Source organism: Geobacillus genomosp. 3 (genome assembly GCF_000445995.2).
GTDB lineage: Bacteria > Bacillota > Bacilli > Bacillales > Anoxybacillaceae > Geobacillus.
This window is the reverse complement of the sequence record NC_022080.4, coordinates 1,583,599-1,609,682: the sequence shown is the minus strand read 5'-3', so window position 1 is coordinate 1,609,682 and position 26,084 is coordinate 1,583,599. Positions and strand designations below refer to the sequence as shown.

Here is a 26,084-nt window from a genome sequence, read left to right as displayed (position 1 = left end):
AAAGGAGTTTATTGATGAAATCGCTCGTTTTAGCGGAGAAGCCGAGCGTCGCCCGCGATATCGCCCGCGTGCTCGGCTGCAAGCAGGCGCATAAACATTATTTTGAAGGAAAGCAGCATATTGTCACTTGGGCGCTCGGCCATTTGATCGAACTCAAAATGCCGGAAGACTATGACCGGAAATATGAAACGTGGCGGCTTGAGGATTTGCCTATCATTCCAAAGCAAATGGGTTTGAAAGTGATCCGGCAAACGAGCCATCAGTTTCGCGCCATTGAAAGCTTAGCCAAACGCCGGGATGTGCGCGATTGCATCATCGCAACCGACGCCGGGCGTGAAGGAGAGCTCGTCGCACGTTGGATTTTGCAAAAGATCGGTTGGAAAAAGCCGATTTGGCGGTTATGGATTTCCTCGCAAACCGACCGCGCCATCCGCGACGGATTTCGCCAGTTAAAGCCCGGAGCGCAGTTTGACCGCCTGTATGAATCAGCCGTCTGCCGCGCCGAAGCCGATTGGCTGATCGGGTTGAACGTGACGCGCGCTTTGACGACAAAATACAACGACCCGCTCTCAGCCGGGCGCGTGCAAACGCCGACACTGGCGATGATCATTGAACGCGAGCGCGCCATCCAGTCGTTCGTTCCCGTCCCGTATTGGACGATTCATGCTCACATCGGTTCTCTTACAGCGATGTGGGAACGAAACGGCGGGAAGCGGTTGTTTAATCAGGACGAGGCGAAACAACTGATAGACCGCCTCCATGGCCAGCCGGCGCGTGTCGTGTCAGTCAACCGGAAGCGGAAAACAGAGCCCGCTCCGCTGCCGTACGACTTGACCGAGCTGCAGCGGGAGGCGAACAAACGGTTTGGCTTTTCGGCGAAAAAGACGCTCTCGGTGCTGCAGCGGCTGTATGAACAACATAAGCTCGTCACCTACCCGCGCACCGACTCGCGCTATTTGCCAAGCGACATGGAAGCAACGATGACGGACCGGCTGCAGGCGATAAAGCCCGGTTACGAAGAAGAGGTCGCCCCGCTGCTGGCGAAACAAGCGAAAGCCGGCAAACGCGTGTTTAACGATGCCAAAGTAACCGACCACCACGCCATCATCCCGACCGATGAACGGTTGGACCTTGGAAAGTTGTCGGCGGATGAGCGCAAGCTGTATGACATGATCGCCCGCCGCTTTTTGGCCTTGTTTTACCCGCCGCATGAGTATGAAACAGCAACTGCGGTCTTGGAGATCGGCGGCGAGACGTTTGTCGCACGGGAAACGGCGGTTGTAAACACCGGGTTTAAAGCCGTTCTCGGCAAGGAAGACAGCAAGGCCCAACCGATGTTGCTGCATCTCGCGGAAGGCCAGGCGCTCCCATCGGTGCGGCTTGAGATGGAACAATCGTTCACCGAGCCGCCGTCTCGCTATTCAGAGGCTGACTTGCTTGCGCAAATGGAAAAATACGGCCTCGGCACCCCGGCGACAAGGGCCGACATCATCGAGCGGCTTGTTGAGACGGAAACGGTCGAGCGGAAAGACGGCCGCTTTTATCCGACAAAAAAAGGAAAACAGCTGATTGAGCTCGTCAATGATGAACTGAAGTCGCCGGAATTGACCGCCCGTTGGGAGCGGGAACTCGAGGCGATCGCCCGCGGAAACGGAAACCCGAAACAGTTTTTGACCAACATTCGCCGGCAAACGGAACAGCTTGTCGCGGAAATCAAACAGAGCGAGCGGACGTACAAAGCACCGAACTTGACGAATCTTACCTGCCCGGAATGCGGCGCCCTCTTAAAAGAACGGAAAACGAAAGATGGACGGATGCTCGTCTGTTCGAACTTACAATGCCGCTACCGCCGGAGACGCGATCCGAAGCTGTCGAACCGCCGCTGTCCGCAATGCCACCGGCGCATGGAAATACACGAAGGCAAAGCCGGGCTCTATTTCCAATGCCGGCCGTGCAACATTGTCGAAAAAGCGGACGAAACGAAACGCACCGCCGCAAAAGGAAACGAACGGGCGCTTCTCCAAAAATACAGTCCGTCCAATGAATCGTTTGGCACGAGTTTAGGAGAACTGCTCAAACAAGCGCTTGAAAAAAAAGAATAGTCGCTGTGAACCGCCAGAAACTACGCCTCTGGCGGTTCATTTAGCTTTCTGAATCCGAAACCTTCTTTTCTCTGTTCCCGTATATATAAGTAAATCTACTGTAAAGGAGCGATCTCGTGATGTTCAAAAAGTTGTTAAAGTCACTTTTCGGCCAGCACCATCACCCGTCGCACTATAACAAGCATTATAGCAGCAGCGATTACCATACACCGAAATCTTATTCCTATAAGCACCCATCCCAGTACGGCCATCATCATTACAAAAAGAAACATCACAGCGGCAGCTTTTTCTCGAGCTTTTTTGGCAGCTGATGAACCGCCTGTTTGAACGCCATCCGTTCATCGCCCGCTGGATTGACCGCCCGCACCGGAGCGGAGATGTGCTTTCTGGCCGCTACGAAGTGATGAAAGAACTCGGGATGGGCAGCTACGGCATCGCCTACCAAGGGCGCGATTGTGACACCGGGCAGCTTGTCGTCATTAAACAGGCAAGGCGGACAAAAGGGGAAGACGGCCGTCGCCTGCTTCAACGCGAAGCCGACGTGCTCGCCCGCTTGCGCCATCCACAAATTCCACTGCTGCACGATATGTTTATCGAAGGCGGACAGCCGCATCTTGTCATGGACTATATCGATGGGCAAACGGTGGAAGAGCAGATTTTCGAGTGCGGAATCACGTACACGGAACGAGCAGCGTTCCAATTGTTGCTTGATGTGCTTGATGTCGTTCGGTATATCCATGCTTTCGGCATCGTCCACCGCGATTTACGCATTCCAAACATCATTTGGCGCCATGGAACGGTGGCCATCATCGATTTCGGCTTGGCGTGCCGCACGGGCGAATCGATCGATGTTCATGATGGCGATCCGCTTGAAAAACGACTGCGGCGCGAACCACACCCACGAAGCGATTTTTATGCCCTCGGACATTTCACCTTATTTCTGCTATATTCCGCTTACGAGCCCGCCAATGAGGATGAAAAAAGCTGGGAAGAAGAGCTCGACTTGTCCTCGAAAGCACGGGCGATTTTACGGAAAATGCTGCAGTTGGATGCGCCGTATGACTGCGTTGACGAATTGATCGCCGATATTCGGCAGCTATTGGCCGAAAACGACCTGACACAAGTTGGCGCGCTTTAAACCTAACAAGCCAAAGCCCCTCCCGCCCGCTTAGGCACGACAGAGGGGCTTAATTTGGTTTCACCGGCTGAGCATCGCGATCCCCGTTTCCCGGTGCGGATCGGTCTCATGCTACTTTCCTGTGACATACTGCCACCACCTACGCTTTGCTTAGCGATGGGGGCTTCTCGGGTAATCCCATCTCATGATGGGAAGTTGACCGAGCGATCCCCGTGTGCCTCACCGTTCTGGTAGGCGTTAGGATACGCCAACTGTCTCATTTCTTCTTTACTTGATATCGATGGCGTCGTTGACATCTCGATCGGCCACCAACCTGCAGTCACAGCGAAATGTACGTTCAGAAAGAGATAAAGATGCCTTGACTCGACCATAGCATGAACACGTTTTGGATGAGGAGAACCTAGACCGGTCCACAAGCAAATGCGGAGATTCCACCATGTTCCTTCTTCCCTTTCCATGTTTTCGTCACCACCGCGAAACCGGCCAGGCTATGTAATCAGCCATCCCCCATCGACAAGCACATCCGAGCCGGTCATATACGACGCTTCCGCCGAGGCAAGAAAGGCGATGACATTGGCAATTTCCTCCGGCGTCCCCACCCGCCTTAAGGCGGTGTTGCGCTCGATGGCTTTCACAAACCGCTCGTTTTGCAGCCCGCGCTCGGTGAGCGGCGTCTCGACAAAGCCGGGCGAGACAGAGTTGACGCGAATGCCGTGCGGAGCCAGCTCCAAGGCGAGCGATTTCGTCAAGCTGATCACGCCGGCTTTCGCCGCACTGTAATGCGGAATGTGCGCCCCCGCTTGATGGCCTGACAGCGAGGCGACGTTGACGATCGCCCGGTTGACGCGCTCCCGTTTCGCCCCCTCGATCATCAGCGGAGCGAGTGTTTGGGAAACGAGAAACACGCTTTTCATGTTCACTTGTTGCACATCGTCCCATTCCTGTTCCGTCAGTTCGAGCCATTTCGTATGGGTCGAGATACCCGCATTATTAACAAGCACATGCAAATCGCCGTGCCGGCGGCGGATGTATTCCGCTACTGCCTCGACTTGTTCCCGTTTCGTGACATCAGCGGCAAACACCTCCGCCCTGCCGGCTCCTCCCAACCGTTCGATGGCTTGAGCCGTCTCTTCAAGTTTCGCCGCCGTGCGGCCGACAAGAACAACCGCCGCCCCTTCCTGCGCCAAGCGAATGGCCGTCGCCCGGCCGATGCCGCTGCCGCCGCCGGTAACAACCGCTACCGCATTGGAAAAGCGCATTGCGCCCCCTCCCCCTTATCCGTGGTTTTTCATAACATCAAGCAGCCTAAAACGTCAGTCCGCCGCCGTCGACCGACAGCGTCGCACCAGTGATAAACGATGCCTCGTCAGACGCCAAAAACAACACCGCGTTCGCCACTTCCTCCGGCGTCCCGATGCGCCCGAGGGCGTTCGCTTTCGAGATGATCGGCCATTTGCGGGCATCTTGTTTCCATGGAGCAATGATGTTCGTATCAATGACGCCCGGCGCGATGGCGTTGACGCGAATATTGAACTTGCCGTATTCAAGCGCCGCGTTTTTCGTTAATAAAATGACCCCGGCTTTGGAAGCGTTGTAAGCCGATTCGTATTTTTTTCCTTTAATCCCCAGCAAGCTCGATGTATTGACAATCGCCCCGCCGCCGGATTCTTTCAACGCCGGCACGGCATATTTGATGCCTAAAAACACGCCTTTTAAGTTGACATCGATGACCCGGTCCCACTCTTCTTCGGACAAGTCGGTGCTCCGCACTTCGGAATGGCCGATGCCGGCATTGTTAAAGAGAATATGCAAGCCGCCGAACGCCGCCACAGCCGTTTGCACGAGCCGCTTCATTTGCCCTGAATCGGAAACATCGGCTTTGACAAAAATCGCCTCGCCCCCTTTTTCCCGAATGCGGCGGACCGTTTCTTCCCCTCCCGCCTCGTCGATGTCGCTCACCGCCACTTTTGCGCCTTCCTCCGCAAACCGCACCGCCGTCGCCCGGCCGATGCCGCTGCCGCCGCCGGTGACAATCGCAGCTTTTCCGTTCAGCCTCACGGTTTCTCCCCTTTTCCTTCTTTTTTTGAATCCGTTTTCAAAACACTGTATACCAACCGGTTGGTATGTCGCTGATTTTATTATACAATACATTTTGAATATTTGAAACATTTTTGTCGACTTGACCGAGAACTTTCTCCTTTTGCGGAGAATGGAAGGGGTACGGAAGCGACGATCTCAACCTGCTTCACGGCAGAGGGGCAGGAAAGGCTTACGTGTTCAATCGCATGGAAGCAGAAAGAAGAGAAGCCATGGGAGCGGCTTCTCGTTCAATGGCTGATGACGTCAGCAGCGCCGCCATCGGCGCGCCCTTCGTCTTCCCTCTTGTCCTCTTGAGACTCAAAAAACGATCGACAGACGGCATCAAGCGATTGCAGCCGTTCAATCAACCCTTGCAGATCGCACGTATGAAACGTATCGCTCAGTTCACGGCCTTCCTCTGTGACCGAGTACAAATGGATTTCCATGCATCCGTCCCAGCGGACGTTGGCATCAAGCCAGCCGTCTTCACTTTCCAGTTCGAGCGCAGCGGTCTCACCATTTTCACTCTCGTGCTTTGTTTTGATGACCCATACCATGTCGTTCCGCCCTTTCTTGTTTGCCGCCTTGATGACGGCCTATGGCTATACCCCTTCACGTTCCGCCCCGATTCCGGAAACCGGGGAGCCGGTCGATGTATGTTCGTTCACCCAACGAAGCGCCTCGCTCACGACTGCGTCGCCGTCGGGAAGCGCAGTGCGGTGCTCGATGAGCCAATTGAGCGCATCTTGCGGATCAAGATGGCGGTGCAAACATTCCGCTAAAAACGATTGAATGCAAGCCGCATCGCTTTTTTCCCATGTGCCGCATTGACGGCGCCATATCGCTTCGATCGTTTCAATTCTAGAGCTCATCTTCGGTTCCCTCCTATGGCCCACATCGTCATGAATAGTATGCCTGCCATAGGCAGAGATGCTTCAAAAATGAACTGGAGGGAAAGGATGCGATTTCCATTTGTATGGCCTCTACAAACGGCCATACTGAGAATATGGAGGTGTTTGTTCATGAGAGAACCTTGGGAAGAACGCGGCGCCGCTTCCGGCTTGCCGCGCTATACTCCGGGAATCGGCGTTCCCGATGAAATGAGCCCGATTCGCGACATCGCCCGCGGCTTTGAAAACGGACGGCCGCCGGTCATTGAAGTCACGCCGGCTGACGGCCGCCAAGAGGCGGATGGTATCGATTTTCCGCCGGTTGATCGGGCGTTTTGAAAAAGCGGCCGCAAGAGCTGCCCTTGTTCGGCGGCTCTTGCGGCCCGGCTTCCGTTTTCTTCTGCTGTCGCCTTGCATCTGATTGGCGGTATAACCGGGTCGTTTTGGCCGTATACATAGCCATAGAGACCATTCCCATGGAGGGACAGCCGTTGTCAATCGAGCTTCCGGACGTCACGGTCACTTGCCCGGATCCAGCCGTCGAGCATGTGGTTTCTTCCATTCATCAACGGTGGGGGCAGCTGATTAAAACGAGCCCGCCTTATTCCAAAGGCGAGCTATTCACTGGATCGTCATCAAAGGGCTGAAAAATTACGGGTACGATCGAGAAGCGCAAGAAATCGCCCGCCGCTGGATTCGGCTTTGCACCAACGTATATTGGAAAACGGGCAAGCTGTATGAAAAATACAATGTTGCCGATATGAGCATCCGTACCGTGGGCCGCTACCCTTCCCAAGAGGGATTTGGCTGGACGAATGCGGTTTACGCCAAAATAGCGGTCGATCTTCTCGGATGCACGGTCTGTCAACGAAGCCCGCGGCCGGCCTAGCGGCGCACCGACACCCACGGCCGGCCGTCTTCCCAATGAACGCGAATGTTCAACTGAAACGCTTCAGACAGCCGCTCATCCGTCAACACGTCTTCTTTCCGCCCGGCAGCGGCGACGCGGCCGTCCCGCAGAAGCAAAACATGGGTGATCGGTTCGACAATTTCTTCAATGTAATGCGTCACATACAACACATGGCATGGCCGGGCGGCAATCGGCGCGATGAGCGAAAGCATCTGTTCACGCGCCCATAGGTCAAGACCGACGGTGGGCTCGTCCAAAATGAGCAGCGCCGGGTCGGCCATCAGCGCCCGGGCGATCAACGTTTTCCGTTTTTCCCCCTGCGACAGCGTCGCGTATCGCTTCCCTTTCACCGCTTGTAGGCGGAACGATTCCATCAATGCCTCCGCTTTATCCCGGTCCTCGCCGGTTATCGCATCATAAAGGCCAATCGTCGCAAACTTTCCGCTTACGACCACATCTTCGACCGTCTCGGTTTGCAGCGTATCGTGAAACTGATCGAGCGCGCTGCTGACAAATCCGATGTGCCGGCGCATCTCCGGCAAACTCGCCCGCCCAAACCGATATCCCAACACCTCGACCTCGCCGCGCGTTGGATATTGGTAACCGGTAATGATATTGAGAAGCGATGTCTTTCCCGAACCGTTTAAGCCGAGAATGGCCCAATGCTCGCCCTCATTGACTTCCCAGGTGATGTCATGCAAAATCGCACGTGCCCCCCGCACCCACGATACATTATGCATCTGGATCATCGTTGTCATGGTCTCCTCTCCCCTGCGATTTTCTGAAACACTCCCACCTTTGCTTTTTCTATGCTAACTTACAACAATCCTTCTTTTCCTTCCTTTCCGCCCTTAGGGTGGCGCCGGGGGCGCCGCAGCCAGCCCACGGCTGCCATTCCTCCCCCAATCAAAAAGCAAACCGTCCCGGCCCACCAAGCCCCCTCTACAAACAAAGAAATGGCAAAGAAAACAAGTGCAAGACCAAGCAGTCGATAGATCAACACTATTCTCTCTCCTTATTGGCCGCCCATCTTTTGTTTTGAAACAGGCGGAAAAATCAAAAATGGGCCGCTCAGCGCAGCGAGGCCGCCGTTCAAGAAACCAAAGGGCTGTGCCGTTACTTATTGCCTGCGATGAGCACCCTTTTCCATTTGTATTGTAGCAGATCTTTCCAAAAGAAAATAGAGACATATTTCAACGGAAAAACGTGCTCTTGGCGGCTTTTTCCTTTAGGACACGCATCCCGTCGTCCCAACGCACGCAATAAACCGTACAGGTGTATAGGCCAGAGGCGATACACCTAGGCATAAAGCGATGGGACGACATGATCCAAAGGCCAACACGGCCGCAGCTCAATTGGCTGCTATCGAGTCGCGCTCATTTGCGAAAAAAAAGCCAAAGCGCCAAAAACAGAAAGACCATCGCGGCCAGGCGCGTCAGATCAAACGGGATGCGTTGCCCGCCGAACAAACCAAAATGGTCTACAATCGAACTCATCACGAGCTGCCCGGCGACTACAGCCATCAACGAATTGGCGACGCCGACTTTTGGGACGATAAGCACCATGACAAACACGTAAAAGGCGCCGAGAATCCCGCCGATCAGCTGCCATTTCGGCACAGAAAACATGGCGAGCAATTCGCCTTTTCCAAAAAACAATTGCACTAAAAACAGGACGATCGTCCCGATCAAAAACGAAACGAACGATCCTTCCAACACACCGACCCGCCTGCCGAGGCCACCGTTCACTCCCGCCTGTATGGAAACCGCCATCCCGGCTGCTAGGGCCAGCATCATCCATAGCCACTTCATCCGTCTATCGTCCTCCCTTTTCTCGTCTATTCCAGAAATGCCACCCCAGCTTGGAGTCGCACGGCTGTTGCTGCGCGCGGCCTGTTGCCTCTTTATAACTGCCCAACACTGGCGCAAATGCTCTCTTCTTGCCAGCCTTAGTGTTAATGCAACGAAAACAAGCGCATTTCACCGATACCGGTAAAGATATTTGACACGGCGGTGAAAAATCCTTCTTTTCGTCAAAGAGAAAGAAAAGTGCACAAACAAAAAATAGACGAATCTTCATGGCGAAGATCCGTCCACATATTTATAAATCGGGGTCATCGGCAAAGGAGGGCTGTTCCTTTGCTTTAGCGGGCCGTCGTTTCTTTTGGTGTTCCCGCAACGAACAAACGCAGCAACCAAAAAGCGGCGAGCACAATAGCTAAAGCGATCATCGTGCGGCCAAGGGCGTTTTGTTGGTCCAACAAGTAGCTGTTGCACACGCGAACCGGCACGGCCAAATACAGCCAGCCCATGACCACGAGCATGGAAATGACATTGGCATGGACGACGCCGCGGGCAATCGGATGAAGCCGCTTCCAGCTGAACGATAGCGGCAGCCCCGCCAATAGCGGCAGCATCCCCCATTTGGCCAGCCGCATAAGCGGCTCGTTCAATGAAGCGTCGACCGAGCGCGGCAATAGCCAAAAGGCAAGCACGCTGACGGCTAACAGCAATCCAGGCAAGCCGTTTTCGTTCCAACGGCTGAGCAGTTCGGCAAAACGGCGGGGCAACGCCAACCCAAACAGCCATCCGGCCGCCACCAACAATGGAATTTGCCCGAGCATCACGCCGATCATCGACGACTCCAACCAACGCGACACGGGCGGCAGCGCCAAGACGGCCATCAATGTAGCACCACCGGCAAGATAAGACATCCGCTTCATGGTTTCACCACCTTGGATGTTTCGTCCTCGAGCAGGCGGACCAACTCCGCGCTGACCATTTCTGGATTGTTGTAGTCAAAAATACGGACGATCCGCCCCTGCTCATTGATCAAATAAAAGGCCGCGTTATGTTCGTATCCGCCCCGTCCGTCCGGGATCACAATGACACCGAGCGCGTTTAATAATTGTTTCAGTTCCCCGTCATCCGGCACACGGGCCATGCGCCATGTAACGCCGTCTGCTCCGTAGTGGTGAGCGTGATGCTGCAACATCTCCGGCGTGTCGCGTTTGTTGTCGAAGCTAATGCTGAAAAACTCAAGGGGTTCACCAGGCGAAGAGCGGTGCACCGCGTCATAGACGCGGCGCAAGTTCATCTCGATGACCGGGCAAATATCGCCGCATTGCGTGTACATAAAGGTGGCCAACTTCCACTTGCCATCACGACCGGGCCAAGAAAACGTATGACCGGATTGATCTTCAAGATGCACAACTGGAAGCGGTTTTGGCTCTTGCAAGATAGCGAGGCGGCGGGCGGTTTCGCTCGTGAACGCCTGAAACCCGTCCGTCCCGTACCAAAGAAGCCCAATCCCGAACATAAGTGCGAAGAGGATCGCCGCCGTCTTACGCATACGGCCCCGCCTCGACATCCTTTGCCACCCGGGCAGGGATGACGGAAACGGAAAACCGATAAAGGAATACGGAAACGGCAGCGATAATGGCCACTGCAAACATCGCCCCCATGCGATCATACGGAACCCATTCCGGGAAATGCACCGCCCAGCGCCGCGGAGCGCTTACCTTTCCGGAGAACAGGAACGTACCGCACAAGCTGAGGAAGAAAATCGCATAAACCCAGAAACTCACCATATCCGCATAACCGACGCTGCTTCTGCTCTCACGGATGAGATAATACATAAAACCGAACAACATCGACACCGCGCCGATTCCCATATACATGTGGAAATGCCCCGGCACCCACTTCGTGTTGTGCATGACATGGTTGATGACGATGGTCGCATCGGCAATGGCCGGCATGACGCCCGCCACCCAGCCGAACATCGAAAGAAAAATGAAGCTTGACGCCATATCCCACTCAATGCCGGACCGATACACGATCATCAACGCGCCAAAAGCGGTCACGACCAAAACCGGCAAGCCGTTTAAATACGAGAACACCTGGCCGATAATCAACATCCATTTCGGCATGGCAAAGTCCATCAATAAATGGTGCGGATAAATAATGATCGTAAACAATGTCGACATGTTCCAGGCGATCAGAAAAATTTTGTACGATTTCCACGGCCGGTTCGTATATTTCGGCAAAATTTCGTAGACCGCAATGACTCCCATGTAAATGACCGAGTTGGCGAAAATATGTCCAAAGGCGTAAATCAAGTTTTTCGCGAGCAATGGATCGATCTCAATAGATGGTTGGAACAAATTGATCAAGCTCATCACTAAGACGCTGGCGCCGGCCGTCAAGGAAACGAGGTTGACGATCGACACCATCGTGCTCGCCACAACGGTCGGCGGCGGCCCATAGCCTTTTGCTTTTCCGAGAATTTGCGGCCAGCCAAGGCCGTTCCCAAGACTGCCGTACTGGCGAATAATGGCTCTTGAGGTGTCAAGATATAGAAGCAAAAAGCTAACACCAATGAGCAGCATGCCGATCAAGTACAAACTCGCCCCTGCTTTCCCCCACATACCGGCGGACATGGCCGGCAGCGGGTACAAAAACGTCCAGGCTCCGGCAAAACGGAAAACAAAAATGCTGACGGCAGTAATAGCCGCTCCCGTTAAAAACAACACAAAGTGGGCGACGAAAATGGGGAACGACAACGGGACATACTGGCGCAAGAAGTACCACATCACGGCCGACGCCGCAAACGCCGCCGCGCCGATCATAAACGTGCCATGGGCGGTCATCATTTCATAAAACGTATCTTGTCCAAGCGGGATCATGTTCCCTTGCGCAAGCAGCATGAACAGACCCAACACCATCATAAGCAAGATCGCAACACCGCTTACAAGCATATACCACGCGGTCATCTTCCGAACGTTCGCTTCCATTAGTTCCCCTTCCCTTCTTCGGCCGGGGCGACGGTGATCGTCGCAACCATCACATGGTGGCCGATGCCGCAATATTCTAAACAAAGAACTTGATAAGTTCCTGGCTTGTCAAACGTGTAGTAAATCGTATTTGTATACTTCGGCATGGCCTGCGTTTGAGCAAGCAGCTCCATGCGTTCATCATAAATGCCGACCCCGTGGTTGACATCCTCGCTCGTCACTTGAAAGGCGATCGGCTCACCGACACGAAACTCGTTTTGGCTCAGCACAAAACCAAACTGTCGCGCTTTTACTTGAACCACGGTCGAATCGGCGGCGTGCGCCGGCTTTTCAAACGGCAAATCGCGCAGCGTATAAAACGTCGCCAGGCCCATGGCCGCAATAACGGCCAAAAACCATACATTCCGAATGCGGTAGCCCTTTCGCTGGATCGGCTCATAGTCGGTGCGTCGGCCAGAATGGGCGACAACGTACAAAAAAACGAAGATGACAAACAAAATGAGAATAATGGAGATGATCCAAGCGGCTTGTTGGTACATGGTTGCAGCATTCCTCCTTTTCACTCGCTAAGATAGTTTCACTATAGGGAATGATGGCGCTTTCCATCAGTTAACTTCGTCACAAAATCACCCATTTTTCTCTCTATTTGGTTTTCTATGGTGAATGTGATAGAGCGCACAGTAGCGGCCGGAAGGACTTGCTATAATGATAGAAATGGAAAAAGGGGGAAAAAGAGGAGATGAAATCGTTGGCTTTCTGGGCGGTGGCCGTCACTTGCTTTTTAATTGTCTTCGGCGGGTATGTGGCGTCCTCGAACTCGGGGATGGGGTGTGGTCCTGACTGGCCGCTTTGCAACGGGGTGCTCGTCCCGGTGTTGAAGGGGGCGACGCTGATTGAATACGCCCACCGGCTCATCGGGGCCTTGTTAGCCGTCTTAACCGGGGTGCTTTGCCTCCACTTATGGCGTTTCCCCCGGCGCGGAGCGGACCGCATCGCTTCAGCGGCGACGGTTGGCTTGCTTACGGTGCAGATTATGCTCGGCGCCTTTGTTGTTTGGTTTGACCTCCCGCCTGCTATTGTAACCATCCATTTTCTTATGGCGTTTCTTTTTTTAGGCTGCCTTCTTTGGATTTGGCGGAATGTCCCTTATTCTTCTTTTGCACCTTTGCCGACATCCGCCCCGACAGAGGCGAAACGGCATGCCCGTGTTCTTTTGGTTTTTTTCACAACCACGCTGCTGCTCGGGGCGTATGTGAAGCACCAACATTACGGCCTAGCATGTGGATGGTTGGCATGCGGAGAATCAATTTGGCCATCAAGTAAAGCACAAATGTGGCAAACGGCGCATCGGGCCGCTGCCACAGCTACGGTGTTGTATACAATTTGGACAGCTTTTATTGCGCACCGGCGCGGCTGGGGGCGCCCGCTGAAGCGGCGCCTCCTTTTGGCGGCAGCGGTCGGGCTGCTGCAAGCGGCCTTGGGTGTCGGCACAATCGAAAGCGGCCTTCATCTACCGTGGGCGGTCGTTCATTTAGCGGGCGGCACATGGCTGGCGCTGCTGTTGATCGATCTATGCATCTGTTTGCATCTGCCGGCTATTGCAGCGGCAAAATCAACCCCGTCGTTGTCCATTTCTGGGCGATCATGAAAAGCCGCCATTATGGTGCTTGGGGCCATCAGCCAAGCCAAGCGCGCAGCCATCCGCCGGCGAACGAAACAAGGACGACCGCCCATGCCGGCCACTTCCAAATGGAAAGGAGAAGAAAAGCACCAAGCACGAACGCCAGATCAGCCGGACCTTTCACCGCTTTCATCCAAATCGGGTCATACAGTGCCGCAAGCAAAATCCCGACTACAGCGGCGTTAATGCCGGCAAGCGCCGCTTGGAAACGCGGATGGTGGCGAAGCCAATGCCAAAACGGAAAGGCGCCGAGCACAAGCAAAAAAGACGGAAGAAAAATCGCCATGGTAGCGACGAGCGCCCCTTTCCAGCCGAAGCTGGCCATCCCGATGTAGGCGGCAAATGTAAACAGTGGGCCGGGAACGGCTTGGGCGGCGCTGTAGCCGGCTAAAAACTGGTCAGCGGCAACCCATCCTTGTGGCACCACTTCCGCTTCTAAGAGCGGCAACACAACATGACCGCCGCCAAACACAAGCGCCCCGGCGCGGTAAAAGCTGTCGGCCAACGCCAAAAGCGGTGAATGGCTCCATGCGCGGGCAAGCGGCAGAACGATCAGCAAGGTGGCAAACAACGAAAGCAGCGCCAGCCCCGTGAAACGACGGGTGGACGGTGGGACGCCTGCAGCCGGCCGCTCCCCTGCCTTTTGCAGCCCGGCTGCACCGATCACTCCCGCTATGACGATTACCGCTACTTGGCTCCACGCCCCCGGCGCAAGAAGGACGGCCGCCGCCGCCGCGACCGCAAGCGTTGCCTCAAGGCGGCCGGCGGCGAATTTGCGCGCCATCTCCCATACGGCTTGCGCTACGACTGCTACGGCCGCCAACAACAACCCATGCATCCAGCCGCCCCCGTCCCAAGAAGCACGTTGCAGCCAAATGGCAACAAGACTGAGGGCGAGCGCTGACGGCAACGTAAACCCAAGCCAGGCGGCAAGCGCCCCCCAAACACCGGCGCGCATAAATCCGATGCCGATGCCGACCTGGCTGCTTGCCGGCCCAGGGAGAAACTGACATAGAGCGACGAGATCGGCATACGTTTTGTCGTCGATCCACTTTTTTCGTTTTACATATTCTTCATAAAAATAACCGAGATGGGCCACCGGCCCGCCAAACGACGTCAAGCCGAGGCGGAGCGCTGTTATTCCAACCTCCCAGATGGAGCGGCGGCGGTTTGTTGCCTGTTGACCCACTTCAACCATCTATCCTCGCTCCTTTCGTTCGCGAAAATGTCATACTACAATCATATCATCATCGATGAGAGGAGAGAACATCATGAACGTTCGAACGATGGCGACAAACGGTTTGATTGCCGCCGTGTATATTGCGATGACGGCACTCATTCAGCCATTTGGCTTTACATGGTCTGGCGAAGGAGTACGCTCGGTGGCTGACATTAACGGCAAACAAGTCATCATTGACGAACCTCCATCCTTGGGAGGAACCGATCAAGGGCCGAATCCCGTAGAGCTGGTCCTAGCCGCACTAGGCGGTTGCATCAATGTGCTAGTCTCTCTGTTTGCCAGCCATCACGAGGTCGAACTGAAGAAAGTTCAAGTACACGTAGAAGGAGATTTAGATCCCGATGGCTTTATGGAGAAAGCGGACGTTCGGCCTGGATTCTTAGAAATTCGCTACCATATTGATATTGACTCTCCTTCCGACCCAAAAAATGTCCAAGCTTTGATCGAACACGTTGAACGTGTCTGCCCGGTAAAAGACACCCTAAGGGGCGTACCCACAGTACCTATAACGAATCAAACTACGTCATAATGCGAAAATGGAAAAGGCTGTCCGGAAAAGGTTGAGCGATAACCTTTTCAGACAGCCTCTCTATTGCTCCATCTACGGATCCTTGAGAGGATGCACACTTCAAGGCTCAGGAAAAGAACATTCCCGTTGGAAGCCCGGTGATCGAACTCTTCTGCCTGTCAGTCTGCATCGTTTATTTTATTAACTCAATCGGCACAACTTTTCCATTTTCCACCGCTGCAACGATAATTTTCGATTCAAAGCCGCCGTCTTCGCCGACATTCGGAACGACATATACTTGCTTTTCTTTCGGGATGTTTTTCAATCCTTCGTTCATATGTTCGCGAATGGTGGCTGGGTCATCAACCGTGCCGGCTGCCTTCATCGCTTCCACAAAGGCGTAAAGAGCTAAATAGTTGTAGGCGGATTCTGAGCTTGGTTCGGCATTGTACTTTGCCCGATAGTTTTCCACAAACTGCGGGGCTCCCGGCTCTTTCGACTCAATAAGCGGCATAACGCCGATCGCGCCTTCAAGCATCTCATAAGAACCGATCGTCCGTTGCATTTCATCGAGCTTCGCTTGGTCCATAATGATAAAGCCGCCTTTAAACCCTAGTTCCCGCGCCTGCTTCGCCACTTTCGCCGTCGGCTCCGACGGTCCGCCGATAAACAACACATCCGGTTTTTCTTTCAAGGCATTCGTGATAATCGTGAAAAAGTCAGTGTCTTTCGTGAAGTCAATCGATGTGTTATAAACAACTTCTCCGCCTTGTTTTTCCCAATATGGCAACAGTTTTTCTGTCCAGTCTTTCCCGTATTGCGTCGCTGTCGGCAAAGCGGCCAATTTTTTGCCAAAGCGCTTCATCACATAGTCTGTAAAGGTCGGAATGTAGCCGTCATAGCGCGGCGGAATGCGGATTGTCAGCTTGTTTCCTGTTTCTGTGATTTTTGGCTCGCTTGTATAAGCGGCAATGATGAAATTATCCGTTTGGTTGAACACTTGCAGCGCCATGACGCCCCCGCTGTGCGGGGTGAAGATAATCGGTGTACGATGCTCTTGGACGAGCCGTTTCGCATTTGCCGCCGTTTCATTTGGCAAATATTTGTCATCCAATGACACGATATTGAGTTTATATGTTTTGCCGTTTACTTCAAATCCACCACTCTCATTGATTTCTTCCGCCGCCATTTTCACACCGTTTAACGTCCGCTCCCCGTAGTAGGCGGCCGGGCCGCTTAGCGGGCCGCTGTAACCAATATTGACGACGTTGTCGCCCCCACCGCTGTTAGTTCCGTCGGCGTTATGGTTCGTTGTCGAGCTGTTGCATGCCGCAAGCATAAACATCATGATGGCTGTCATCAACGCTGCAATCGACCATTTTCGTTTTTTCACCTTGCTCCCCCCTATTTTTTAACTCCTACCAACAACGTTCAGATCACATCGGCCGCGTCCGCCGTTCACCTCCTTTCTCCATCTTGTTGCATCGATCGTGAAGAAGAGAGTCTCCTTGATGAACGTCTTTCGAATGCCTCAAGGCGGCCGATTATGTGCCAATATATGCCTTGCGGACGTCGTCGTTGGCGAGCAGTTCATCCTTCGTCCCCGAAGCGACGATCGTCCCGTTTTCAAACACGTAGCCGTGATGGGCGATGGACAGCGCCGCATGGGCATTTTGTTCGGCGAGCAAAATCGTCGTCCCTTCCTCATTAATTTGTTTAATCGTCGCAAACATTTGCTCGACAATGAGCGGGGCGAGCCCAATGGACGGCTCATCAAGCAGCAACACTTTCGGGCGCGACATTAAGGCGCGGCCGATGGCGAGCATTTGCTGCTGTCCGCCGCTTAGCGATCCGGCCGGTGCGTTTCGCTTTTCACGCAAGATCGGGAACAGTTCATATACATGTTCGATCGACTGGCGGATGGCCTCTTTGTCCTTCCGGTGGACATAGGCTCCCATGAGCAAATTTTCATACACACTCATGCGGCCAAACAGTTTGCGCCCCTCGGCGCATTGTACGACACCGCGCTGCACAATCCGATCAGGAGGGAGCGGGTCAATGCGCTCCCCGTCGAGGGAGATTTCCCCTTGCGCTGGTTTATGCAGTCCGCTGATCGTGCGAAACAGCGTGCTTTTCCCCGCCCCGTTGGCACCAAGCAACACCGCAATTTCCCCTGGCCTGACAGAAAACGTCACATCGCGAATCGCCGTGAAACTGCCATAGCGGACAGACACGTTCGTCACCTCAAGCAACAGTACTCCCCCCTAAATACGCTTGAATGACCGCCTCGTTGTTTTGCACTTCTTCCGGCGTTCCTTCGGCAATTTTTTCGCCATAATTCAGCACCATAATGCGGTCAGCGATTTTCATAATCATCGACATTTTATGCTCAATGAGACAAACGGTCAGACCACCCTCAACCATTTTGACGATCAGCGCTTCCAATCCTTCCGTTTCGTCCGGATTGACGCCGGCAGCCGGCTCATCAAGCAAAACGAGTGTCGGGTCGGTCGCCAGAGCGAGCGCAAACGCCACCCGCTTCTTCTGTTCTTGCGACAAGTTGGCGACGAGCCGATCCGCTACATCGGTCAACCCAACGAAATCGAGCACTTCCATCGCCTTTTCTTTACACGCCTGTTCCTCGCGGCGATGTCGTTTTGTGCGCAAAATGGCATCAACCAAATTTGATGCGGTGCGGAGCCGGTGACCGATGATGACGTTATCCATGACTGTTGACTGTTCAAACAAGTGGGTCGTTTGAAACGTACGGGCAATGCCGAGTTTCGCCCGTTCATTCGCCGGCAGGCGGGTAATGTCGCGCCCCTGGAACGTAATCGTCCCGGATGTCGGCCGATACAGGCCGCTAATCAAATTGAAAAACGTTGATTTGCCAGCACCGTTCGGGCCGATGATGGCATTTACCTTCCCTTGTTCGACGGAAAACGTGACGTCATTGACCGCCGACAACCCGCCAAATCGTTTCGTCAACCGTTCGACGTGTAAAAACATGTTCATCCCTCCTCGACATGCCGTTCGCTCCGTCCTTGTCGCGAAACAGCCAGCTCAGCAGCGGTTTGCTTTGCTTCCTCCTGAAGGCGGCGGGTTTCCTTCCGCTTCGCGCTCAAACGGATGAACCCGCCCGCGATGCCGTGCGGGTAAAAGATGATCAGCAGCGTCAGCACAGGGCCGAAAATCAACATCCGATAATCTTGCAAAAACTGCAGCTGCTGCGATAAAAACGTGATCAGCAGCGTGCCGACAACCGGTCCGGCAAGTGTGCCGATGCCGCCGACAAGCAAGTATGTTAAAAAGTCAAACATGACAGTGACATAGGCGATATCCGGACCGAGAAAACGGATAAAAGACGCGTATAGCGCCCCGGCCAGCGATGTGAAAAAAACCGACAAAACGAACGAGGTGAGCTTGTTTTTCATCGTGGAGATGCCAAGCGTCAACGCGAGCTCCTCGCTGTTGCGAATGGCGATATACGTCCTTCCTGTCAACGAATAGACGAGCCGATACATGACAAACATGACCGCGCACAAGAAAAACAACACCAAATAATATTGGGCGACCGGCGTCTGAAACGACAGCGGCCCGATATCAGCGGGCGCCGGAATGCCGATGAAACCGCGCACTCCGCCCGTTAAGCTGTCCCATTTATCAATGACTAAATAAATGATATACCCGACACAGAGCGTATAAATGGCGAAGAAGTGCTCTTTCGTCCGCAGGGCGACAAGACCGATGACAAGGCCAAGCAGCGATGTGAATATGGCCGAGAGTACGAACGCCCCCCAAAACGGCAACCCGACTTTTACGGTCAAAATGCCGAGCGTATAAGCGCCAATGGCAAAAAATCCAGCGTGGGCAAGCGACAAATAACCGGTGTAGCCGGCAAATAAATTCAACCCGTAAACGGCGATCATCCAAATAAAGGAGATTGTCATCATGTGCAAGTAATAGCCGTTGGTCACAAGCAGCGGGAAGGCGAGCGCCAACGCCGCAAGAACAGCGAGCCACAGGCGTCGTTTTTCGAAAGCGGCCATCAATGTCCCTCCTTGGCAAACAATCCGTTCGGTTTGACCGTTAAAATGATGACAAGAATGGCGAAAGCAATAATGTCTTTATAGTCATTGGATACGTACGTCGCCCCTAAGCTTTCGCTGAAACCTAAAATATAACCGCCGACAATCGCGCCGGGAATGCTTCCCATGCCGCCGAGAATAATAATGACGAACGCTTTCAAGATGACAAGATGGCCCATGCCGGGAAACACGAGGTTGATCGGCGAAGCAAGCGAAGCGGCAAGCGCTGCCAGACCGCCGGAAAGAAGAAACGTCATCATGGCGACCTTGTTTGTGTTAATGCCGACTAAATTCGCCCCTTCGCGGTTTTGCGCCATTGCAATGATCGAGGCACCGATGAACGTCTTTTTTAAGAAGAGGTAAAGCAAGATCATGATCACAACAGTGGATGCGATGATGAGGATGCGTTGAATCGTCAAGGTCAAGCCGAAAACAGTGACGACATTGCCGTACGGCGTCGGCATCGTCTGATAATCCGCCCCCCAGATGAATTGAGCGAACGCTTCCAAAAACAGCAAAATGCCAATCGCCGCAATTTTGTCATGAAGCGGCGGTGCGTCACGGAGTGGATAAAATACCAGCCGCTCCATCAAGACGCCAAGCAGGCCGACCGCCACCATCGACACAACAATGGCCAAGCCATACGGCAGCCCGGCTTTCGTCATGGCGGTGAGCGTCACATAGCCGCCCATCATATACAGCGCGCCGTGGGCAAAATTTGGGATATGCAAAATACCATAGACGAGCGTCAATCCTAAGGCAACAAGACTGTAAACGCTTCCAACCGTCAGCCCGTTTAACAGCTGCTGGATAAACAATTCCATCCCGATCCCCCCTGTCTCTCCCACTAAAGGCGGACGAACCGCCTAACGGCTCGACACGACCTACCTTTTGGGCCGTTCTGGCATTCGAATGCCGTTTAAAATGAAGTCAACGTAAATGTCGGTTAGCTCCTCTTCCGAAACACCCCCGCCCGGTTGAAACCAGTAGTAACTCCAATTCGTGATGCCGAGCAGACCGAACGTAATCATTTCCGCATGAAGCGACGGCTTAAATTCGCCACAGGCGATCCCTTCCTGAATAAGCTGTTCATACTGCTTGCGGAACGCCCGCCGCTTCCCGCGGATTTCCTCCAAATGATCATTGGTCAAATGCCGCATTTCGCGGAAGAAAATGCGGGCGCTTTTCTTCCGCGTGCGAATGTTGCGAATAACCATATAGACGATCGCGTGCAGTTTTTCTGTACAGCTCCTCTTTGGCTCCTGCAGCAGGCGCTTCTGTTGGTTAAGCAAATCTTCGATATAGGAGATGCATATATCGCGCAGCAATTCTTCTTTGCTTTTGTAATAGTAATAAAACGCCCCTTTTGTTGCCCCGACCGCTTCGACGATTTCCTGCACGGACGTTTCTTTAAATCCTTTGCGGTCAAATAGTTCAATCCCGGCTTCCATCAATTTTTCTTTCATCGTCCATTGTCCCCATGCATTCAGGCTCGTTCCACAATCGCCGCGATCCCCTGACCGCCGCCGATGCACGCCGTAATGAGGGCGTAGACCCCGCCGCGGCGCTTCAATTCATATACCGCTTTCGTGATCAAAATCGCTCCGGTCGCGCCGAGCGGATGGCCGTGAGCGATGGCGCCGCCGTTGACGTTCACTTTTTCTGGATTCATCTCGAGCTCGCGGTCGCAGGCGATCACTTGGGCGGCAAACGCTTCATTGATTTCGATGATGTCCATGTCATCGAGCGTCAGCCCGACTTTTTCGAGCACTTTTTTTGTCGCCGGCACCGGACCGATGCCCATTACGTTCGGATCGACCCCGGCAACCGCATGGGCGCGGATAACCGCAAGCGGCTTTACGCCGAGCTGTTCCGCTTTTTCCCGCGACATGATGACGAGCGCAGAGGCGGCATCGTTCAGCCCCGAGCTGTTCCCGGCCGTCACCGTTCCGCCTTCCAAAAACGCCGGCGGCAGTTTCGCGAGCGCTTCGATCGTCGTGGCCGGGCGCGGATGTTCGTCCGTATCGAAGACAAACGGCTCGCCTTTTTTCACCGGAACGGTAATCGGCACAATTTGTTCGTCAAACCGCCCTTCCTGCATGGCGCGCGCCATGCGCTGCTGACTCCGCAAGGCGAAGGCGTCTTGTTCTTCGCGGCTGATGCCATATTTTTTCACTAAATTTTCTGCTGTAATGCCCATCGGCGGATCGCCGATCTCTTTCGGTGACAGCTGCGATTTGCGAAAGCTTGGCGGCGTCTGGCTGTACGGTTTTTCCGGGCGGTCCATCAAATACGGCGCGCGGCTCATGCTTTCCACCCCGCCGGCCACATAGACGTCCCCGTCGCCAGCCCAAATGGCTTGCGCCGCCAACGCCACGGCGTTAATGCCAGAGCCGCACTGGCGGTCAACCGTTATGCCGGTCAGCCCAAGCGACAGCCCGGTTTGCAGTGCCGTCAGCCGGGCGATATTGCCGCCGCCGCTTAAGACGTTGCCCATGATGACATCATCGATAAGTTCCGGGCCGATGTTCGCCCGCCGCACCGCTTCTTTGATCACTTCCGCACCGTAAACATGCGCCGGCAGCGTCGCCAAGGCGCCCCCTTGGCGGGCGATGGCCGTTCGCACCGCGGACACAATGACGGCATCCCGTTTCATCGCGATTCCCCCTCGCTCTTTGTTTGAAATTGCAACATCGCCGCCTTGTTTTGACTTTCAAGACTGGAGAGTTCGAGCCTTTGCACTTTGTGGCGGAAGGAGACGGCCAGCTGCCGCCTCCCTTATTCGTATAGGGCAAAGACCGCTTCGCCTTTCACGACTTCCTTTCCGTGCTGATTGACAGCGGCGACCACAAACCGAATCGCCTTGTCATCCTTTTCTTTGACTTTCGCCTTTAACGTGACGACATCGTTTAAAAACACCATCGACTGAAAGCGGACGAAATAATCTTGAACAAACCCTTCCTCACAATATGGCGTAAACAGTTTGGCGAGGTTGCCCATCGTCCACATCCCATGGGCAATAATGCCCGGCAGGCCGGCTTTTTTCGCTTCGTCGTCGATCGTATGGATCGGATTGTAGTCCCCTGAAGCACCGGCATATTTGATTAAATCAAGCCGGGATACCGGGGGAAGCGTCACGTCGGGAAGCGACTGTCCCACTTGCCATTCGCGGATCGTTGTCATACGCTCATCGCCTTTCTAACCGCCTCATTGATAATGATCGTCGAGGTGGAAGTAAAAATAAGGTTGCCATCGGCGTCTTCGCCGTTGTTGGCAATGACTAAAAAGCCGAGCTGGCCCATGCTGCTTTGTTTTTCGTAATAATCTTTGACTTCCGCATAGCAGTACAGCTCTTCGCCGACAAACAGCGGGCGCTCGTAATGGAAGCGCTGCTCGCCGTGGATGAGCCCTTTGGCCGGCAATTTCAACCCTTCAATGACACCGTAGTCAAACACGCGCGGAAACGTCGGCGGGGCAATGTTGCGCCCGTAGCGCGACCGTTTTCCTGTTTCTTCATCCCAATAAATCGGGTGTAAGTCGCCGATTGCTTCCGCGAACTTTTTGACCGCCCCGCGTTCAACTATGTTTTTCACTTTCACCGATCGTTTGCCGATATCCCCTTGATACATCGTCCGCCCTCCTCATTTTTCAGCATTTCGGGCCGCCGGCCACATACAGCACTTGGCCGTTGACAAACGACGACTTTTCATCGGCAAAAAACGCAACCGCATTGGCGATATCTTCCGGTCGGCCGCTGCGCCCGACCGGGATGTTGGCAACGCTTGCCTGAATGAGCTGCTCAAACGAAATGCCAAGCCGCTCGGCAGTCGCCTTTGTCATATCGGTTTCAATAAACCCGGGCGCGACGGCGTTCGTCGTAATGCCGAATTTGCCAAGCTCAATCGCCAACGTTTTCGTAAACCCTTGAATGCCGGCTTTCGCCGCCGAATAGTTCGCCTGGCCGCGGTTGCCGAGCGCGGAAGTCGACGAAACGTTGATGATGCGTCCGTACCCTTTTTCAACCATATATTTTTGTGCAGCACGGGCGCAATAAAATGCTCCCTTCAAATGGACATCCATGACCGTTTGCCAGTCATCATCCGTCATTTTAAACAGCAAGTTGTCGCGGATCACGCCCGCGTTGTTGACGAGAATATCAAGCGAGCCGAACCGTTCGACTATTTCTTGCACCGTCGTTTCCACTTGTTCGCGGTCGGTGACGCTCGCCACTTTCGCGTACACGTCATACCCTTTTTCGCGCAGTTCGGCAGCCGTTGCTTCAAGCGCTTCCTCATTTAAGTCAATAAACGCGACTTTTGCTCCTTCTTCCGCGAACCGGGTGACGATCGCCTTGCCGATGCCGCGGCTTCCCCCGGTCACAAACGCCACTCTTCCTGCAAACCGTTGACTCATCATGTTCTCCTCCCTTTCGGTAACGCTTTCATTCTTTCGTCTTCTTATAGAAATTGGCCAAGCTTTACATGTCCTTTAATTAAGTTGCGGGCGATAATGAGACGTTGAATTTCATCCGTGCCGTCGTAAATGCGCCATAATCTCGCCTCGCGATACCAGCGCTCGATCGGTATCTCTTTCGTATAGCCCATGCCGCCATGGATTTGCATCACCCGATCGACAACGCGATTGCCCATGTTCGCGCCAAACAGTTTCGCCATCGACGCCAAGTGGCGGTTGTCCTCCCCTTGGTCGAGCGTAAACGCGGCATTTAAGACGAGCCATTTGGCCGCCTCAATTTCCACCGCCGAATCGGCGATCATCCATTGGATCGCTTGCCGTTCGGCGATCGGCTTGCCGAATGTGACGCGCTCTTTCGCATAATCGATCGCCATTTGCAGCAGCCGCTCCGCCGCTCCGACCGCCCGGGCGCCAACGACCCAGCGCGCATAGCCGATCCACTCAAGTCCAAGCTTGTAGCCGTAGTGCAGCTCGCCTAAAATGTTTTCTTCCGGAACGCGCACGTTTTCAAAAATTAAGCTGGCTGGGGTGGCCGGCCCCATCGTATGTATCGGTTCGGAGCGCCAGCCCATCTCGCGGTCGACGATAAAGCACGTCACCCCTTCACGCCCGTTCGTCGTCTGATGCCGTTCTTTGTCGGTAATGGCAATGACCATCACGAAATCGGCATCATTGCCGCCGGTAATAAATGTTTTCTCCCCGTTTAACACCCATTCGTCGCCGTCTTTGACCGCCGTCATTTTAATGTTGCGTGTATCCGACCCTGCACCCGGCTCAGTCATGGCAAAACACGATTTTTTCTCACCGTTGATCGTCGGAAGCAAATATTTTTTCTTTTGCTCCTCATTGGCATAATACAAAATGTTGTCCGCCGACCCGCCGAACTGGAACGGAACGAGTGTTTTTGCCACTTCCATGAGGACGATCGCCTGCATGACGTGGCCCAAGTTCGCGCCGCCGTATTCCTCCGGCGTGTTAATCCCCCAAAAACCCGCCTCTTTCGCTTTAAACTGCAGCTCTTTTAATTTCTCCGGCGCAAGCCCGGGCTTTCCTTCCCGCTCATTGCGCAATACGTCATTTTCGAGCGGCACCAATTCTTTTTCGACAAACTTGCGAATCGCCTTTTGCACCATGCGCTGCTCATCGGTTAAGCGCAAATACATGATTGTTCCCCCCGTTTTCGTTACGCTTTGAAACGAAATCCCACTCCCATAAATACCAACCGGTTGGTATGTTATCTTTATTATATTCGAATGTTCTGAAAAGTACAATACTTTTTTATGTTTTTGTCCAACGGGAAAACGTCCACGGTTCTCCCGCTGGCACGATGCTTACCCATCTATTCCGCCTGTATTTGCCTGCGCACACCGGCGACCGTTTCACCGATCCCGCCATAAATGACAAGATCAAATATCCCGTCCATCCTCGTCGCCGTTTTGTTCATCAATACTTTTCGTGTTGCCGGCGACTCGGCGGCGACATAAAACGGGATTTGGTTGACAGGCGCCACTTCCAAACTTGTTCCCATCGCCAAAAACAAATCGCTTTCCGCCGCTTTGGCAAACGCTTCCTCGATATGCGGCACGAATCCGCCAAACAAGACGACATCCGGTTTCAAAATCGCCCGGCATTCGTTGCAGCGCGGCACATCGTTGCGATTGACAAACGCCAATTCATACGTTTTACCGCATGACGGACATGTCGCCGTCCGCAGCGTACCGTGCAGCTCAATCACATGCGTGCTTCCTGCTTTCACATGCAGGCCGTCAATATTTTGCGTTAAAATCACCACTCGTTTCCCGATGTCTTCCAGCCAGCGAAGAAACCGATGCCCATCATTCGGAGCAAAACCGCCCATCAGTTTCAACGAAAATAGTTGCTTGAACCGGCGCCAAAAATCAATAGGGTCTTTTTCAAAATAATACTCCGACAAATAATGTTCGACATTTTCCTCGTGCGCATAAATCCCGTTTTCGCCGCGAAAATCGGGGATGCCGGACTCCGTGCTCATCCCCGCCCCGGTCAGGACAGCGATTGTGTCAGCCTCTCGAATCCATTGAGCCAACTTGTCTCTTTCCCTCACAGTCCATTCCCCCTTGCAAGCAACATATTCTCCCCTTATTATACACTTGCTGTTTTAGGTGAAACAGGACATCGTTCCTACCTTTATAATGATAATTGGT

33 protein-coding genes are annotated in these 26,084 nt (G+C 53.8%); 8 read left to right on the top strand and 25 right to left on the bottom strand.

Annotated elements, in window-relative coordinates:
- The first annotated feature begins 14 nt into the window (after positions 1–14).
- The 3 genes from M493_RS08035 to M493_RS08025 all read left to right on the top strand — a co-directional run bounded on the left by M493_RS08035 (position 15) and on the right by M493_RS08025 (position 3,240).
- A complete protein-coding gene (locus M493_RS08035) occupies positions 15–2,102 on the top strand; it encodes a DNA topoisomerase III (RefSeq protein WP_020959817.1) in 2,088 nt (695 codons plus the stop codon).
- Between the two features lie 119 nt (positions 2,103–2,221).
- Entirely contained in the window at positions 2,222–2,413 is a 192-nt protein-coding gene (locus M493_RS08030) for a hypothetical protein (protein WP_020959816.1), read from the top strand.
- A complete protein-coding gene (locus M493_RS08025; protein WP_020959815.1) occupies positions 2,413–3,240 on the top strand; it encodes a serine/threonine protein kinase in 828 nt (275 codons plus the stop codon). Before M493_RS08030 ends, M493_RS08025 begins: the two co-directional genes overlap by 1 nt.
- Before the next feature lie 267 nt (positions 3,241–3,507).
- On the opposite strand, the gene M493_RS17660 is transcribed toward M493_RS08025, so the two are convergent.
- The 5 genes from M493_RS17660 to M493_RS08005 all read right to left on the bottom strand — a co-directional run bounded on the left by M493_RS17660 (position 3,508) and on the right by M493_RS08005 (position 6,191).
- Positions 3,508–3,678 carry a zinc ribbon domain-containing protein gene (locus M493_RS17660; RefSeq protein ID WP_081713467.1) on the bottom strand — a complete coding sequence of 57 codons (171 nt, stop codon included), beginning with the start codon at positions 3,676–3,678 and terminating at the stop codon, positions 3,508–3,510.
- Positions 3,679–3,728: 50 nt separating this feature from the next.
- Positions 3,729–4,499 carry an SDR family NAD(P)-dependent oxidoreductase gene (locus M493_RS08020; RefSeq protein ID WP_020959814.1) on the bottom strand — a complete coding sequence of 257 codons (771 nt, stop codon included), beginning with the start codon at positions 4,497–4,499 and terminating at the stop codon, positions 3,729–3,731.
- Between the two features lie 46 nt (positions 4,500–4,545).
- Entirely contained in the window at positions 4,546–5,298 is a 753-nt protein-coding gene (locus M493_RS08015) for an SDR family NAD(P)-dependent oxidoreductase (RefSeq protein WP_020959813.1), read from the bottom strand.
- Between the two features lie 269 nt (positions 5,299–5,567).
- A complete protein-coding gene (locus tag M493_RS08010) occupies positions 5,568–5,876 on the bottom strand; it encodes a hypothetical protein (RefSeq protein ID WP_020959812.1) in 309 nt (102 codons plus the stop codon).
- A gap of 45 nt (positions 5,877–5,921) precedes the next feature.
- Positions 5,922–6,191, bottom strand: coding sequence for a hypothetical protein (locus tag M493_RS08005; protein ID WP_020959811.1), 270 nt, complete (start codon positions 6,189–6,191; stop codon positions 5,922–5,924).
- A gap of 150 nt (positions 6,192–6,341) precedes the next feature.
- On the opposite strand from M493_RS08005, the gene M493_RS08000 reads away from it, so the two are divergent.
- The 3 genes from M493_RS08000 to M493_RS17655 all read left to right on the top strand — a co-directional run bounded on the left by M493_RS08000 (position 6,342) and on the right by M493_RS17655 (position 7,098).
- The gene (locus M493_RS08000) at positions 6,342–6,548 is read left to right on the top strand and encodes a hypothetical protein (protein ID WP_020959810.1); all 207 of its coding nucleotides are present in this window, start codon (positions 6,342–6,344) and stop codon (positions 6,546–6,548) included.
- Between the two features lie 152 nt (positions 6,549–6,700).
- Positions 6,701–6,856 (top strand): hypothetical protein, encoded by a 156-nt coding sequence (locus M493_RS18540; RefSeq protein WP_158413364.1) that lies wholly within the window; start codon positions 6,701–6,703, stop codon positions 6,854–6,856.
- Entirely contained in the window at positions 6,829–7,098 is a 270-nt protein-coding gene (locus tag M493_RS17655) for a trehalase family glycosidase (protein ID WP_335328899.1), read from the top strand. The genes M493_RS18540 and M493_RS17655 overlap by 28 nt, the downstream gene beginning before the upstream one ends.
- On the opposite strand, the gene M493_RS07995 is transcribed toward M493_RS17655, so the two are convergent.
- The 7 genes from M493_RS07995 to M493_RS07965 all read right to left on the bottom strand — a co-directional run bounded on the left by M493_RS07995 (position 7,095) and on the right by M493_RS07965 (position 12,450).
- On the bottom strand, positions 7,095–7,877 hold the full coding sequence (locus M493_RS07995; RefSeq protein WP_020959809.1) for an ABC transporter ATP-binding protein: 783 nt from the start codon (positions 7,875–7,877) through the stop codon (positions 7,095–7,097). The genes M493_RS17655 and M493_RS07995 overlap by 4 nt on opposite strands.
- A gap of 59 nt (positions 7,878–7,936) precedes the next feature.
- Positions 7,937–8,122, bottom strand: coding sequence for a hypothetical protein (locus tag M493_RS07990; protein ID WP_020959808.1), 186 nt, complete (start codon positions 8,120–8,122; stop codon positions 7,937–7,939).
- Between the two features lie 373 nt (positions 8,123–8,495).
- On the bottom strand, positions 8,496–8,930 hold the full coding sequence (locus tag M493_RS07985) for a DMT family transporter (RefSeq protein WP_020959807.1): 435 nt from the start codon (positions 8,928–8,930) through the stop codon (positions 8,496–8,498).
- 332 nt (positions 8,931–9,262) lie between these two features.
- The gene (locus tag M493_RS07980) at positions 9,263–9,841 is read right to left on the bottom strand and encodes a hypothetical protein (protein ID WP_020959806.1); all 579 of its coding nucleotides are present in this window, start codon (positions 9,839–9,841) and stop codon (positions 9,263–9,265) included.
- The gene (locus M493_RS07975; protein ID WP_020959805.1) at positions 9,838–10,470 is read right to left on the bottom strand and encodes an SCO family protein; all 633 of its coding nucleotides are present in this window, start codon (positions 10,468–10,470) and stop codon (positions 9,838–9,840) included. Before M493_RS07975 ends, M493_RS07980 begins: the two co-directional genes overlap by 4 nt.
- Positions 10,463–11,911 (bottom strand): cbb3-type cytochrome c oxidase subunit I, encoded by a 1,449-nt coding sequence (locus M493_RS07970; protein ID WP_020959804.1) that lies wholly within the window; start codon positions 11,909–11,911, stop codon positions 10,463–10,465. The genes M493_RS07975 and M493_RS07970 overlap by 8 nt, the downstream gene beginning before the upstream one ends.
- Positions 11,911–12,450, bottom strand: a complete 540-nt coding sequence (locus tag M493_RS07965; protein WP_020959803.1) for a cytochrome-c oxidase — start codon at positions 12,448–12,450, stop codon at positions 11,911–11,913. Before M493_RS07965 ends, M493_RS07970 begins: the two co-directional genes overlap by 1 nt.
- A gap of 200 nt (positions 12,451–12,650) precedes the next feature.
- Here M493_RS07965 and M493_RS07960 point away from each other — a divergent pair, with 200 nt between their 5' ends.
- Positions 12,651–13,559, top strand: a complete 909-nt coding sequence (locus M493_RS07960) for a COX15/CtaA family protein (protein WP_020959802.1) — start codon at positions 12,651–12,653, stop codon at positions 13,557–13,559.
- Between the two features lie 28 nt (positions 13,560–13,587).
- Here the strand turns inward: M493_RS07960 and chrA are convergent, their stop codons facing one another.
- Positions 13,588–14,790, bottom strand: a complete 1,203-nt coding sequence (chrA, locus tag M493_RS07955) for a chromate efflux transporter (protein ID WP_020959801.1) — start codon at positions 14,788–14,790, stop codon at positions 13,588–13,590.
- Between the two features lie 73 nt (positions 14,791–14,863).
- On the opposite strand from chrA, the gene M493_RS07950 reads away from it, so the two are divergent.
- Positions 14,864–15,361 carry an OsmC family protein gene (locus M493_RS07950; protein WP_020959800.1) on the top strand — a complete coding sequence of 166 codons (498 nt, stop codon included), beginning with the start codon at positions 14,864–14,866 and terminating at the stop codon, positions 15,359–15,361.
- A gap of 172 nt (positions 15,362–15,533) precedes the next feature.
- Here M493_RS07950 and M493_RS07945 read toward each other — a convergent pair whose 3' ends face one another.
- From M493_RS07945 to M493_RS07890, 12 genes are all read right to left on the bottom strand, one after another.
- Positions 15,534–16,733 (bottom strand): ABC transporter substrate-binding protein, encoded by a 1,200-nt coding sequence (locus M493_RS07945; RefSeq protein ID WP_020959799.1) that lies wholly within the window; start codon positions 16,731–16,733, stop codon positions 15,534–15,536.
- A gap of 151 nt (positions 16,734–16,884) precedes the next feature.
- Positions 16,885–17,592 carry an ABC transporter ATP-binding protein gene (locus M493_RS07940; RefSeq protein ID WP_020959798.1) on the bottom strand — a complete coding sequence of 236 codons (708 nt, stop codon included), beginning with the start codon at positions 17,590–17,592 and terminating at the stop codon, positions 16,885–16,887.
- Entirely contained in the window at positions 17,585–18,349 is a 765-nt protein-coding gene (locus M493_RS07935; RefSeq protein ID WP_020959797.1) for an ABC transporter ATP-binding protein, read from the bottom strand. Before M493_RS07935 ends, M493_RS07940 begins: the two co-directional genes overlap by 8 nt.
- 2 nt (positions 18,350–18,351) lie before the next feature.
- Complete coding sequence (locus M493_RS07930) at positions 18,352–19,389, bottom strand: branched-chain amino acid ABC transporter permease (protein ID WP_020959796.1); 1,038 nt, start codon at positions 19,387–19,389, stop codon at positions 18,352–18,354.
- Complete coding sequence (locus tag M493_RS07925; protein ID WP_020959795.1) at positions 19,389–20,252, bottom strand: branched-chain amino acid ABC transporter permease; 864 nt, start codon at positions 20,250–20,252, stop codon at positions 19,389–19,391. Before M493_RS07925 ends, M493_RS07930 begins: the two co-directional genes overlap by 1 nt.
- Positions 20,253–20,312: 60 nt before the next feature.
- Positions 20,313–20,894: a TetR/AcrR family transcriptional regulator gene (locus tag M493_RS07920; RefSeq protein WP_020959794.1), complete on the bottom strand. Its 582-nt coding sequence runs from the start codon at positions 20,892–20,894 to the stop codon at positions 20,313–20,315.
- A 20-nt stretch (positions 20,895–20,914) separates the two neighbouring features.
- Positions 20,915–22,084 (bottom strand): thiolase family protein, encoded by a 1,170-nt coding sequence (locus M493_RS07915; RefSeq protein WP_020959793.1) that lies wholly within the window; start codon positions 22,082–22,084, stop codon positions 20,915–20,917.
- A gap of 122 nt (positions 22,085–22,206) precedes the next feature.
- The gene (locus M493_RS07910) at positions 22,207–22,611 is read right to left on the bottom strand and encodes a MaoC family dehydratase (RefSeq protein ID WP_020959792.1); all 405 of its coding nucleotides are present in this window, start codon (positions 22,609–22,611) and stop codon (positions 22,207–22,209) included.
- The gene (locus M493_RS07905) at positions 22,608–23,057 is read right to left on the bottom strand and encodes a MaoC family dehydratase N-terminal domain-containing protein (protein WP_020959791.1); all 450 of its coding nucleotides are present in this window, start codon (positions 23,055–23,057) and stop codon (positions 22,608–22,610) included. The genes M493_RS07910 and M493_RS07905 overlap by 4 nt, the downstream gene beginning before the upstream one ends.
- Positions 23,058–23,076: 19 nt before the next feature.
- Positions 23,077–23,841, bottom strand: coding sequence for a 3-oxoacyl-ACP reductase FabG (gene fabG / locus M493_RS07900; RefSeq protein WP_020959790.1), 765 nt, complete (start codon positions 23,839–23,841; stop codon positions 23,077–23,079).
- Between the two features lie 44 nt (positions 23,842–23,885).
- Positions 23,886–25,064 (bottom strand): acyl-CoA dehydrogenase family protein, encoded by a 1,179-nt coding sequence (locus M493_RS07895; RefSeq protein WP_020959789.1) that lies wholly within the window; start codon positions 25,062–25,064, stop codon positions 23,886–23,888.
- A 176-nt stretch (positions 25,065–25,240) separates the two neighbouring features.
- Positions 25,241–25,984 carry an NAD-dependent protein deacylase gene (locus tag M493_RS07890; RefSeq protein WP_020959788.1) on the bottom strand — a complete coding sequence of 248 codons (744 nt, stop codon included), beginning with the start codon at positions 25,982–25,984 and terminating at the stop codon, positions 25,241–25,243.
- Between the last annotated feature and the right edge of the window lie 100 nt (positions 25,985–26,084).